Raw genomic sequence first — 12805 nt, 5'->3', positions numbered from 1 at the left:
GGCCTTTTGCGTTCCCGGGACACCTCGGCTGAGCTTGGCTAGCCGGCGTCGGCCTGCTGTTCGGCATCCTGCTGCTGGGCTTCCGCAACGCGTTCAAGCACCTCGCGGCAAGCGGCGGTGGCCGGGTGGATTCTGCCCGCTGTTCTGGTGGAAGTGAAGACGGTCCGCTTCGGCAGGCCCGGAAGATCCAGGAGCTGGACCGTCCTGCTTCGCCCGGTCCAGACGAGGTCCGGCATGAGGGCCACGGCATTTCCGGACTCAATGAGCCGTATCTGAGCCTGAAGGTCGGCCGTTTCGTAGCGCACGTCCGGCTCGAAGCCGGCGGAGCGGCATGCCTGCTCGGCCCAATGCCGGGACGCGGCTCCCCGGGGTTCCATGACCCACGGCATGGTGGCGGTGTCCGCAAGAGAGGAAACGGTCTCGCCGCCGAGTCCTACCGGGGGAGTGGCCAGCCTGATGGCATCGCTGGTCAGGGTAACCCGGTCCAGTCCGCTGTGGTGCGGCGCCGCGTGGCCGGGGTATTGCTCGGCCACCACCAGATCGAAGTCGCGGGCCCACGTTTCGTAGAGGGCGGTCTCGGGCTCGCGCTGGGTCATTTCCACGCGGACCTCCGGGTACTCCCGCCGCATGATGCTCAGGAAATCGGGAAGCAAAGCCAGTGCCGCGGACTGGAAAACGGCCAAACGCACGGTCCCGGTCACCATGGACAGGGACGCGGCGAGCTCGGTTTCCGCCCGTTCCAGTGTCTCCAGCAGCGCCGCGGTATGCGCCACGAGGATCTCGGCCTGCGGCGTCAACTGGACCCGGCGGCCTGCCTTGCGCAGCAGTTCCACCCCGGCTTCCTTCTCCAGAAGGGTCAATTGTTGGGATACCGATGAAGGGCTGTACTGCATCGCATCGGCCACCTCGGCCAGGGTTCCGCGGATCTTTAGTTCGTGCAGCAAACGCAGCCTGCGGACGTCCAGCAAGGCAGCCTCCAAAGGTTCGGGATGGGTAATCAATATTCGTCAGAAAAGATCGCTTTTCCTAATGAGATTGTAGATCCATACTGATGGAAACAAACAAACTTCTCCGTCCCAGAAGGAGCCCCCATGACCAGCACCCTCCCGGATGCCACCGCCCCGCGCACCGAGGATTCGGGGCAGTTCGATGCTCTGGCCCAGGAAGCCATTGCTTTGGTCCGCCACTGGTTGACCGAAGCCAGCAAGATCCCCGTGGATGTCTCGGCGCAGCGCCTCGCCGGCGTCCTCAAGGACCCCAACGGGCTGGACTTCACTGTCGGATTCGTCGACGGCGTCATCCGCCCTGAGGATCTGTCCGTCGCCGGCCGCAAGCTCGCCGAACTCGCCCCCAAGGTGCCCAAGTTCCTTCCCTGGTACATGCGCAGCGCTGTACGTGTGGGTGGTGTCATGGCCCCGATCCTGCCGCAGGTGGTCATCCCGATCGCCCGCCGGGTACTCCGCGAAATGGTGGGCCACCTGATTGTGGATGCCACCGACGCCAAGCTCGGACCGGCTATCGCCAAGATCCGCCAGGACGGCGTGCACCTGAACGTCAACCTCCTCGGCGAAGCCGTCCTGGGCGAGCACGAAGCCCAGCGCCGCCTGGAAGGCACCCTGAAGCTCCTTGCCCGCGAAGACGTGGACTACGTTTCCATCAAGGAATCCTCCACAGTTGCTCCGCACTCCCCGTGGGCCTTCGACGAAGCCGTCGATCACGTCGTGGAGAAGCTCACCCCGCTCTACCGCCTCGCAGCGTCCTTCCCCAAGCCCAAGTTCATCAACCTGGACATGGAGGAATACAAGGACCTCAGCATGACCATCGCGGTGTTCAAGCGCATCCTGGACATGCCCGAGTTCAAGAACCTCGAGGCCGGCATCGTCCTCCAGGCCTACCTCCCTGACGCACTCGGCGCCATGCAGGAACTGCAGGAGTGGGCCTCTGCCCGTCGCGCCGAGGGTGGCGCACCCATCAAGGTCCGCGTGGTCAAGGGAGCCAACCTTCCCATGGAGCAGGTGGAAGCCTCGCTGCACGACTGGCCGCTGGCGACCTGGGGCAACAAGCAGGACTCGGACACCAGCTACAAGAACGTCATCAACTACGCCCTCACCCCGGAGCGCATTGACGCGGTCCGCATCGGCGTCGCGGGCCACAACCTGTTCGATGTTGCTTTCGCATGGCTGCTCGCCAAGCAGCGCGGGGTGACGGAAGGCATCGAATTCGAAATGCTGCTGGGCATGGCAACCGGACAGGCCACCGCGGTCCGCAAGGACGTCGGCAGCCTCCTGCTCTACACACCGGTGGTCCACCCGGGCGAGTTCGACGTCGCCATCGCTTACCTGATCCGCCGCCTCGAAGAGGGCGCCAGCCAGGAAAACTTCATGTCCGCAGTGTTTGAGCTGAGCGAAAATGAAGCCCTGTTCAAGCGCGAACAGCAGCGCTTCCTGAACTCACTGGCCAGCATGAAGAGCGAAGTTCCGGGGCCCAACCGCCAGCAGGACCGCCGTCTCCCGGCGGAACCGGCACCGCTGGAGGGTTTCCGCAACACCCCGGACACCGACCCCGCCCTCCCGGCAAACCGTGCCTGGGGCCGCGACATCCTCAAGCGCATCCCGGGATCCACGGCCGGCAACAAGATCGTCGAATCCACCAAGGTTTCCGACGCCGCGGAACTCGAGCAGATCATTGCCTCCGCCGTTGACGCCGGGAAGGCCTGGGGCGCACGTCCCGCCGCCGAGCGGGCAGCCATCCTGCACCGCGCCGGTGAAGTCCTCGAGGCCCGCCGCGCCGAACTCCTGGAGGTCATGGCTTCCGAAACCGGCAAGACCATCGATCAGGGCGACCCCGAGGTCAGCGAAGCCATCGACTTCGCGCACTACTACGCCGAGCGCGCCAAGGACCTGGAAACGGTCGACGGCGCCACGTTCGTCCCAGCCAACCTCACCGTGGTGACCCCGCCGTGGAACTTCCCGGTGGCGATCCCCGCAGGCTCGACGCTCGCAGCGCTCGCCTCAGGCTCCGCCGTCGTGATCAAGCCGGCAAAGCAGGCCCGCCGCTCCGGTTCGGTCATGGTGGACGCACTCTGGGAAGCAGGCGTCCCCAAGGACGTGCTGGCGCTGGTACAGCTCGAAGAGCGCGAACTGGGCACCCAGTTGGTCTCCCACCCGAGCGTTGACCGCGTGATCCTGACCGGTGGCTACGAAACCGCCGAGCTGTTCCGTTCCTTCCGCCAGGACCTGCCGCTGCTCGCGGAGACCTCCGGCAAGAACGCCATCATCGTCACCCCGAGTGCGGACCTGGACCTCGCTGCCAAGGACGTTGTGTACTCGGCATTCGGGCACGCGGGCCAGAAGTGCTCGGCTGCCTCGCTGGTGATCCTGGTCGGTTCAGTCGCCAAGAGCGCCCGCTTCCACAACCAGCTGATCGACGCCGCGCGCTCCCTGACGGTTGGTTACCCGGAGAACGCCACCACGCAGATGGGGCCGATCATCGAGCCCGCCAACGGCAAGCTCCTCAACGCCCTCACCACCCTGGGCGACGGCGAAAGCTGGGCGGTCAAGCCCGAACGCCTCGACGAGACCGGCCGCCTCTGGTCCCCGGGCATCCGCTCGGGCGTCAAGCGCGGCTCCTACTTCCACCTCACCGAATTCTTCGGCCCGGTGCTGGGTGTCATGACCGCTGAAACCCTCGAAGAAGCTATCGCCATCCAGAACGAGATCGAGTACGGCCTCACCGCCGGCCTCCACTCCCTGGACTCCGCTGAAATGGGTGTCTGGCTGGACAAGATCCAGGCCGGAAACCTGTACGTCAACCGCGGCATCACCGGTGCTATCGTGCAGCGCCAGCCGTTCGGTGGCTGGAAGAAGTCGGCTGTAGGCGCCGGAACCAAGGCCGGTGGACCGAACTACCTGATCGGGCTTGGTTCCTGGACCCCCGCCGAAGCCAAGGCCAAGCGCGGCACTGTCCTTCAGGGGTCTGCCGCCCAGCTCCTCGCCGCTGCCAAGTCCGCTGATGTGACCGCTGAGGAACTCCAGAGCCTCCAGCAGGCACTCTTCAGCGACGCGGCGGCCTGGGAAGCCGAGTTCGGCACCACCAAGGACGTCTCCGCCCTGACCGCAGAGCGCAACGTCTTCCGTTACCGTTCCCTGCCGGTGACCATCCGCCTCTCCGAAGGCGAGCGGCTCGCTGAGCTGATCCGCGTTGTCGCAGCCGGTGCAGTGGCGGGCTCCAAGCTCACGGTGAGTTCCGCCGTCGTGCTTCCCGACGCTGTGGTGACTGTGTTTGCGAACCTGGGCGTCAACGTCCGGATCGAGGACGACGCCGCGTGGCTGGGCCGCGCTGCCAAGTTCGACGCCGGCCGGATCCGCTTGATCGGTGGGGACTTCGCCGCGCTGAGCGCAGCGATGGGTGGCCGCCCGGACGTTGCGGTGTACCACGGTGCTGTGACCCAGGCCGGCCGGATCGAGATGCTGCCGTTCCTCCGCGAGCAGGCCGTGTCCATCACCGCCCACCGCTTCGGCACCCCGAATCACCTGTCGGATCACCTGATCTAGTTCGTGCGTCGAGGGGTGAGCTCCCGGCAGAAAGCATGTGCGTAAAAGGTTGAAAGCCAACCCCTCGGCGAACCCCACATAACGTGAGGTGTCGCCGAGGGGTTGGCTTTCGGCTTTTGTGCGTCGTTTGAAAGGTTGAGAGCTCACCCCTCGGCGCAACTACGCGTCGGCGTATCCGAGCCTTTGCAACCTTTGCCGCGCGGCCAGTTCGCTGGGGCCGTGCGATCCCAGAGCGAACCGGACCATGCCCAGCACCACCCTTGCCGCCGTGATGACCGGCAGCGGAACGACGCCAAACCGGGCACGCTGGAGCCCCAGCAGGTCCCGGTATTTTGGCTCAAGGCTTGCGACGGCGGCTGCGAACAGGATGCGGTACCCGGGCTTGAGGAGCGGGCTCAGTGGAGGGTGCTGAATGAACGAGACGGTCTCGGCCAAGCGTTCATCGGCCCGAAGAATCCCTGAGGCGTACCATCCCTCCAGCTCGTCGCGGACTTGTGCTTCGGTAAGGGGCGGGTCCTGAACTCCGATGAGTCGACCGGCTGCTGCCCATTCGCTGACGTAGGCGTCGGCACCTCCCGGTATGGAGGTGCCCCAAATGCGGTTGGCTGTGAGGAATGAGTCCGCGTAGGTGACGTGGACCCAGCGGAGGAGCTCGGGGTCATTGGCGGCGTACTCGTGGACGGTGCCGTGTCCGTCCACGTACGTCCCCCGGACGCGTTCGTGGATCCTCCGCACTACGGCCGTTGCGGACTCGGCTGCCTCGGTGGATCCGTAGGTCACGGTGAAGATCCACCGCACGGTATTCGCCAGGCGGCCCAGGGGATCCTTCTGGAAACCTGAATGCTCGTAGACACCTGCCAACGCGCCGGGATGCAGGGCCTGCATCAGCAGGACCCTGATCCCGGCGACGATGGTAGCCACGTGGCCGTGCACCGCCCAGACGGCCGAGCCCGGAAGGTGATAACCGGCGTCGTTCCCTTCCGCCAGGCGCGGCACCCACTCAGGCGGCGTTCCCGACGTGCCGGTGAACGTGCGCTGCAGTTCGTGGCGGTACTCAGTGAGGTAATTCCTCATGCATCCCATGAGACAGCGCTTTGGCGGAGGTGTACAGAGCCAGCTACGTGCGGACCCGCTTGCGCGATGGTGCAGCGGCCACCAGCAGGGCGGCAATTGCGACGGCGGCACTCAGGATGAGTCCCGGACGGTACTGTTCCAGCATGGCTTGGGCACTGACGGTGCCGGCGGCTTGGCCGTGACCGCTGACCAGGGCTGTGGTGACGGCGAGGACCAATGCGGCGCCTACCTGCGTGCTGGTTTGGATCAGCCCTGCCGCCAGTCCCTGTTCCGAGTCCTTGATCCCGGCTGTGGCCTGGACGTTGATGGAAGGGAAGGCCAGGGCAAAGCCGATGCCCAGCAGGACCACCGACGGCAGGATGTCCAGGGCGTAGTTCGGAGTTGTGCCCACCCGGAGGAAGAGGACATAGCCCAGGCCGAGCGCAGTAAGACCGGTGAGGATCAGCTGCGTGGCTCCGAACTTTTCGATGAGCCTGTCCGCGAAAGGTGCGCTGGTGGCCACCAGCAGGCCGGCCGGCAGCAAGGCCAGCGCCATGCCCAACGGTGTCCAACCAAGCACGGATTGCAGGAACATGGTGACGATGAACTGGAAGCTCAGGTAGGACCCGAACAGCCCCACCGCGCTGAGGTTGGCCCTTGCTACCCAGCCTTCCTTGAGGATGCCGAAGCGGATCAGCGGATGCTTGACCTTGTTTTCAATGATTGCGAATGCTGCCAGCACTGCAACGGAGACTGCGAATCCGGCGATTGTTGCCACAGATCCCCAGCCCTGCTCCGGTGCTGAAACCAAGGTGTACACCAGGCCGAGCATGCCCAGTGCCAGGGTCACGGCACCCCAGATGTCGTGTCCGCTGTTTTCGGCGGACGGCTTGTCCTTGGGGATGAACTTGATGCCCAGAAGGACCACCACCACGGCGATCGGAACTGATACCAGGAAGGTCCAGCGCCAGCTCAGGCTGGTCATCAGGCCTCCCACTACCAGGCCCAGCGAGAATCCGCTGGCGCCGAACGTGGTGAAGATGGACAGCGCCTTGTTGCGCTCGCGTCCTTCGGCGAAGTTCGTGGTGATGATCGAGAACCCGGTGGGTGCGGTGAAGGCCGCTGCGAGGCCCTTCACGAAACGCGTGGCAATCAGGACGGCGGGGTCGTCCACCAGGCCGCCAAGGAGCGACGCCGCGGCGAACACGGTCAAGGCGATGAGGAAGATTCGACGGCGGCCCAACAGGTCCGCGAGCCGGCCGCCGAGGAGCAGCAGGCTGCCGTAACCCAGGACGTAGGCCGAAACGATCCACTGCAGTGAATCGGTTCCGAGGTGGAGTTCTTGTCCGATGGAGGGCAAAGCGACGCCAACCATGGACACGTCCAGCCCGTCCAGGGCCAGAACGGTGCAGACGACCATCAGCAGGAGCCACTGGGCCCGGGTCCAGCGAACGGCTGAAACCAAGGGCGGCTCGGCAGGTGTTTTGAGGGTGGTGGGTGAGGTCATGCGATCAATCTATATGACACGTCATTCAATGACAAGGAATATGACGCGGAATCTTATGACGTGGATTTTAACTGGTTCATGAACTAGAATCAGGGCATGGCAACGACGCGTGACCGCCAACTGGAAGACCGTGAACTGGTCGAGCAGTGGCGCGACATCCAGAGCTCCTACTTCCGCACCGCAGGAGCAATCGACCGCGCCCTGGAAGCCAAATTCGACATCGGCCTCAATGAGTTCGAAATCCTTGACCTCGTGGCCGAGAGCGAAGAGTCGTCGTGTCGCATGAAGTCCTTGGGGGAGCGGACACCCATGACCCAGAGTGCCGTCTCCAAAGTGGTGGACCGACTGGAAAAGGCAGGGCTCGTGTCCCGGCAAACCTGCGAAGAAGACCGCCGCTCGCTGTTCCTGGAACTGACTGAGGCGGGCCGCGCACTCCACTCGACTGCCGCCGTCGAGCACCGAGCGCTGCTGAAGGCTAACCTGGGCTCCTAGCTGGCCGCAGGATGCCAGCCGCTGGAGTAAAGCATCATCGTTTTTCGCATGACGCGCACACGGCTACCAAGATTGACGTCATGGACATAAGCCGGGACTCCCGGAACAGTCGCTGTGCCGTCCTTCTCCAAACGTCCGCGAAGGCCCTCCCGCATTTGCTCCGCGTCAGGTTCAGGGGCACCGCAAACCAGATAGTCTCTCCCGCACCCTGTGCTTCGGGAAGGGGCTGGAGCCATAAGACCCGCCCGCAAAATGCCCGGTAAAGGGGCCTTAAACGCTACACGTCCACTCGGACGGTAGGGGTGATCTTCGAGCCGGCCGCCTGGAAGTGTCCGCAGCAAAAGCGCCCCCCGCAGAAGCTCAAGACATCTTGAGCAAAAACTGATTCAACCTTTCGCTCCACGGCGCCCGGGAAGCCTTTATTTCTGAGGTGATACCCGCAACAATGGTGCTTGCACGCCAGGCTGGGGTTTGGTGCCGCTGGCTTTTGGGGAGTGTTTTGTGGGCAAGCATCATGAATCAGACCGGGCGATTGACCTGATCCGCACCGAAAAATTCCGTCGCGTTCTCATCGCCGGATGTCTTGCCGTTCTGGCCTTCTTCGCCTTCGGCTTCCAACCTCTGACCGCCCTTCCTGCGGGAACGGTGGACGGGATGGTTGCCCAAGGGGTCGTTGGACCCACGGCGTTGGGGAGCCTGACCCCGCCCGAAGCGGAAACCATGGTCATCGACCCCACCCAGGCACCTCCCGAGCAACTGCCCGGCACGCCCATGGTCTACTTTGACCGGGCGATGGTCCGGACGGTCAGCAAGGATGGTTCCACCGGCCTGACGGTAGCCTCCGCCGGAATGTCCCGACCCCCTGCGGGCAGCCTTTATGCGCCCCTGGAAGTACTCAACCCAAGTTCCCCCTACGGCTACCGCTACAGCCCGCTGACAGGCTTGGCCGGTGAGTTCCACTGGGGCCAGGACTACGCTGCAGCCTGCGGAACGCGCGTCTACGCAGCCGACGCCGGAGTCGTCCGCGCGGTCGGCTGGCACATCTGGGGCGGCGGCAACCGCGTGGAAATCGAACACGGCAACGGCCTGGTCACCACGTACAACCACTTGCAGGACATCGGCGTCACGCAGGGCCAGTCTGTCCGCGTCGGCGAGGTCATCGCCGAGGTAGGCACTACTGGCTGGTCCACGGGTTGCCACCTCCACTTTGAGACGATCGTCAACGGGCTCCACACCAACCCGAACGGTTGGACGTATCTGCCCATCAAGCAGGTGGATCCGCTGCAAACCATGACATTCGTGAACTACCAGCCCGGAGTTGGCACGGGAAGCTCCGCACCGCAATGGGCAGTCCCAGTAGCCGACGGCACCAACCGCGCTGTTATCGGCGGCGAGCACGAAGAACCCGTAGCTCCGCCGGTAGTGGTCCCGCCCGTCACCTCCGTGAACACCCCCGGCCCGGTCGCCCCCGCACCGCCCCAAACCACGACGCCGGTACCGTCACCTTCCGTGACAGCGCCGCCGACGGTCACGCCGACCCCGACAGTCACGCCGACGCCGACGGTTACGCCAACCCCGACGGTCACTCCGACGCCGACGGTCACCCCGACGCCGACCGTAACTCCGACGCCGACCACAGCCCCCGGAACTACCGCGCCACCGGTCACGTCAACCGAACAGACGCCAACCGAGCAGGCGCCGANAACCGAACAGACGCCAACCGAGCAGGCGCCGACAGTCCAGACCCCAACAGTCGTGGCACCCACCGTCCAGTCTGCTGTCGCACCGCCGCCAGCCGCCGTCGTCGAGCCGCCTGCACCGGTTGCCCCGGCGCCCGCCGCAGTGCAGCCCGCGCCCGCCGCCGTGCAGCCCGCCCCCGCTGTCGTGGAGCCGGCACCCGTGGTGGTGCCGACAGTTCCAGCGGTGACGCAAACCGTGGCGCCAGCTCCGACGCCGGTGGCCCCGGCACCCGCGCCGTCACCGGTGGCGGTCCTCCCGTCAGCGCTTCCTGTAGTGACGCTCCCGCCCGGATACGTCCTGATCGCACCGGACCTGGTCCAGCGGCCGGACGGCGTGATCGTGCCATTGTCCACGCTCATTATTCCCGCTCCCTAGACGCCGGCGAGGGCCTGCATTTCGTGGCCCTCAGCCAGCTCCCGTAAGCTCGATGGCGGCGATCCCGCCAGCCGACGACGTCAGGAAGCGAATCCCATGACCAGCCTGTACAGCATTCCCATCACGTTCAACGATGGCTCCGAGGGCGACTTCGGACGGTTCCAGGGCAAGGCCGTGATGGTGGTTAACGTGGCTTCCGAGTGCGGCTTCACCCGTCAATACGCGGGCCTTGAAGAGCTGTACGGCAAGTACCGCAGCCAGGGGCTGGAGATCCTCGGCGTCCCCTGCAACCAGTTCGGCGGCCAGGAGCCGGGTGCCGACGCGGAAATCGCGGAGTTCTGCGAGCGTAACTTCGGCGTCACGTTCCCGTTGACCAGCAAGGCGAACGTCCTGGGCAAGGAGCAGCACCCGCTTTTCGCCGAACTCACCCGGGACGACGACGGCCAGCCGGTCAAGGTGAAGTGGAACTTCGAAAAGTTCGTCATTAACCGTGCCGGAGAACTCGTGGAGAGGTTCCCATCCGCAGTGGAGCCCGACTCCGAAGACCTGTTGAAGGCAGTGGAAAAGGCGCTGGCCTAAGCCGCCAAACCCGAAGGGAGGAAAGTAATTTTCCAACATTCCGCCGGAAATTAGCCAGTTGTTGGCTTGTTGTCTGGTTGGATTGGCCCTACTGGATTGACACGGGGGACGCCGTCTCCCACCAAACGCTAAGGCAAGCTATGGAGCTCATCGAGGCCGAGTACCCCCACCCAGGACATGTGCTTTTGCACTTGAGCGATCTTCACCTGGTGGGTGGACCAGGCACGCTCCACGGCTCGGTGGACAGTTCTGCCCGGCTCCAGGAGATCTGCCAACAGATCATTGCTTCCCGGATCAAGCCCGCGGCCATCATTTTCACCGGTGACCTGGCGGACAAGGGAGAACTCGAAGCCTACAAGCGCCTCCGCGTCATGATTGAACCGGTTTGCGATGCGCTCGGTGCCAAGGCCATCTGGGCCATGGGAAACCACGACAACCGGGCAAACTTCCGCACCGCGTTCATGGACGCCTCGGAAGCGAGCCAACCGCAGGACCCCGTTGACCGCAGCTACTTTGTCAACGGACTTCGCATCATTACCCTGGACACCACGGTCCCGGGCCACCACTACGGTGAGCTGTCCGAGGCCCAGCTCGACTGGCTGGCATCCGAACTCGCGACACCGGCTCCGGACGGAACCATCCTGGCGTTGCACCACCCGCCGGTCCCGTGCGTACAGGACCTCGCGGTCCTGGTGGAACTGCGCGGCCAGGCCGCCCTGGCCGCCGTCGTCCGTAATACGGACGTCCGCACCATCCTGGGTGGACACCTGCATTACTCCACGACGGCGAGCTTCGCCGGCATCCCGGTGTCCGTCGCCTCTGCGACGTGTTACACCCAGGACCTCGGCGTGCGCGCCGGAGGGCAGCGGGGACGCGACGGCGCACAGTCGTACAACATGATCCACGTCTACGAGCACACGATTGTGCACTCCGTGGTTCCGATGTCCGGCGGAGTCACCGTGGGCGAACCCGTGGACGCGGCGGAGGTTCAGCGGCGACTGGCAGCGGCCGGCATCCGCATTCCGCACGAGTCGCGCGTGGGCGCCCACACTTCCCCGGGAACCCTGACGTCGTCCCTGCCGCTTATTTCTCCCAAGGGGCCTTAACCGGGAAGTACTTCTCCAGGAAGTCGGTCACCAGCTCGGTGCGTTCGTCCGACTCCACCTCAGGGAAGCTGCCGTCGTTCAGGCAGAAGAAGTCCATGTGACGCTTGGCAAGGAGCTTGGGCAGGTAATGCAGGCCCGCCCACAGAGTGGTGTCCACATACCTGACCTTGGCAGCGGTCTGCGTCACCGCGCGGCCGGTCAGCAGGGCGTAATAGTGGTACAGCGAGTTGGTGACCGAGATGTTGTCCGCAGCGCGGAATCGGCTGCCTGCGGTCTTGGCGAACTCGGCAGGGAATTCCTTCTCCATCTGCGCCACCACGCTGCGCCGCAACGGCGCAGCGGTGTGTTCCAGGTGCCGGGTGGTGATGCGGCCGAAGCGTTCCCAGAGAAGCTTGCGGTTGACGCGGGCGGCGTTCTCAAATCCGCTGCGCTCGGCGTCGTTTTCACCGAGTCCAATGCGGGTGTCCGCTTCGATGAACTTGGTAATCCCACCTGGCGTGAAGAACATGTCCGGTCCCACGGGGCGGCCAAAGAACATGTCGTCGTTCGAGTACAGGAAGTGCTCGGACAGGCCTTCGATGTGGTGGAGCTGGCACTCCACTGCCTGGGAATTGTGTGTCGGCAGGACAGAGGGATCGGCGAAGAACTCCTCGCTCCGAACTATCGTTACGGCGGGGTGGTCAGCCAGCCACTCCGGCGCGGGAGAGTCCGTGGCAATAAAGATCCGCCGGATCCACGGCGCAAACATGTGCACCGAACGCAGCGCGTACTTGAGCTCGTTGATCTGCCGGAAACGGGCCTCATGGTCATCGCCTTCACCGAGGACGGCTTCGGCCTGCTGGGCGCGCCTGCGTGCGATGTACTCGGGATCGCTGCCATCAACCCAGGAAAAAACGATGTCGATGTCGAAATCGATGTCGCTGGCGTGATCAGCGAACATGTTCTCGATGGTGGGCCACGCCAAGCCATGCCGCTGCACGGTTCCGCGGACGGCGTCCTGCCGGAGCATGGTCCGGCGCGTCAGCGAATTCTCTACCGGGAGTTCCAGGTGGTCCCCTTCGAACCTCCACAGCTCAAGCTGGACACCCAATGCGGGGCCGTACCAAAGGCCGCCGCCGACCTCGACGCGGGGGCGGTACAGGCGGAAGATACGGGCCTTCCTGTTGGCTGAGAGTTCGCCGTCAGCCACCAGCACGGAGGTCTTCTTCCTGGCGTCCACCGTCATGGCATAGAAGGGTTCATTCTTGAAGGCGAGAACCAGTGCGTCCCTGACGTCCTTGCGGGATTCCCAGTCAACGGCGATGACGGGCCGTTCGTCGTTGCCCCGCACCAGGATGAAATCGATTCCCGCGGCATCCAGGGCGGCCCGAACGGCCAGGAGATCGGAAACCATGGCCTGT

The 12805-nt window shown here is 64.6% G+C and carries 9 protein-coding genes; 5 read left to right on the top strand and 4 right to left on the bottom strand.

Annotation, left to right across the window (positions count from 1 at the left end):
• Window positions 1–38: 38 nt before the first annotated feature.
• Complete coding sequence (locus tag IEY62_RS15455) at window positions 39–968, bottom strand: LysR family transcriptional regulator (protein ID WP_189019528.1); 930 nt, start codon at window positions 966–968, stop codon at window positions 39–41.
• Window positions 969–1091: 123 nt separating this feature from the next.
• On the opposite strand from IEY62_RS15455, the gene IEY62_RS15450 reads away from it, so the two are divergent.
• Window positions 1092–4553 carry a bifunctional proline dehydrogenase/L-glutamate gamma-semialdehyde dehydrogenase gene (locus IEY62_RS15450; protein WP_189019400.1) on the top strand — a complete coding sequence of 1154 codons (3462 nt, stop codon included), beginning with the start codon at window positions 1092–1094 and terminating at the stop codon, window positions 4551–4553.
• A gap of 159 nt (window positions 4554–4712) precedes the next feature.
• Here IEY62_RS15450 and IEY62_RS15445 read toward each other — a convergent pair whose 3' ends face one another.
• Both IEY62_RS15445 and IEY62_RS15440 read right to left on the bottom strand, forming a co-directional pair.
• Window positions 4713–5636 carry an oxygenase MpaB family protein gene (locus IEY62_RS15445; protein ID WP_189019397.1) on the bottom strand — a complete coding sequence of 308 codons (924 nt, stop codon included), beginning with the start codon at window positions 5634–5636 and terminating at the stop codon, window positions 4713–4715.
• Between the two features lie 34 nt (window positions 5637–5670).
• Entirely contained in the window at window positions 5671–7113 is a 1443-nt protein-coding gene (locus IEY62_RS15440) for an MFS transporter (protein WP_189019395.1), read from the bottom strand.
• 96 nt (window positions 7114–7209) lie between these two features.
• On the opposite strand from IEY62_RS15440, the gene IEY62_RS15435 reads away from it, so the two are divergent.
• The 4 genes from IEY62_RS15435 (at window position 7210) to IEY62_RS15420 (ending at window position 11405) form a co-directional block, all read left to right on the top strand.
• Entirely contained in the window at window positions 7210–7605 is a 396-nt protein-coding gene (locus IEY62_RS15435; protein ID WP_189019393.1) for a MarR family winged helix-turn-helix transcriptional regulator, read from the top strand.
• 654 nt (window positions 7606–8259) lie between these two features.
• Window positions 8260–9720 (top strand): M23 family metallopeptidase, encoded by a 1461-nt coding sequence (locus IEY62_RS15430; RefSeq protein WP_456152522.1) that lies wholly within the window; start codon window positions 8260–8262, stop codon window positions 9718–9720.
• Window positions 9721–9816: 96 nt separating this feature from the next.
• Window positions 9817–10299, top strand: a complete 483-nt coding sequence (locus IEY62_RS15425) for a glutathione peroxidase (protein WP_189019389.1) — start codon at window positions 9817–9819, stop codon at window positions 10297–10299.
• A gap of 140 nt (window positions 10300–10439) precedes the next feature.
• Window positions 10440–11405 (top strand): phosphodiesterase, encoded by a 966-nt coding sequence (locus tag IEY62_RS15420; protein ID WP_189019387.1) that lies wholly within the window; start codon window positions 10440–10442, stop codon window positions 11403–11405.
• On the opposite strand, the gene IEY62_RS15415 is transcribed toward IEY62_RS15420, so the two are convergent.
• Window positions 11383–12798 carry a stealth family protein gene (locus tag IEY62_RS15415; RefSeq protein ID WP_407671502.1) on the bottom strand — a complete coding sequence of 472 codons (1416 nt, stop codon included), beginning with the start codon at window positions 12796–12798 and terminating at the stop codon, window positions 11383–11385. The two genes, IEY62_RS15420 and IEY62_RS15415, sit on opposite strands and share 23 nt — an antisense overlap.
• Window positions 12799–12805: the final 7 nt, after the last annotated feature.

It is taken from the genome of Paenarthrobacter histidinolovorans (genome assembly GCF_014647595.1).
GTDB classification, from domain to species: Bacteria; Actinomycetota; Actinomycetes; order Actinomycetales; family Micrococcaceae; genus Arthrobacter; species Arthrobacter histidinolovorans.
This window is presented reverse-complemented; position numbering and strand designations above follow the sequence as displayed.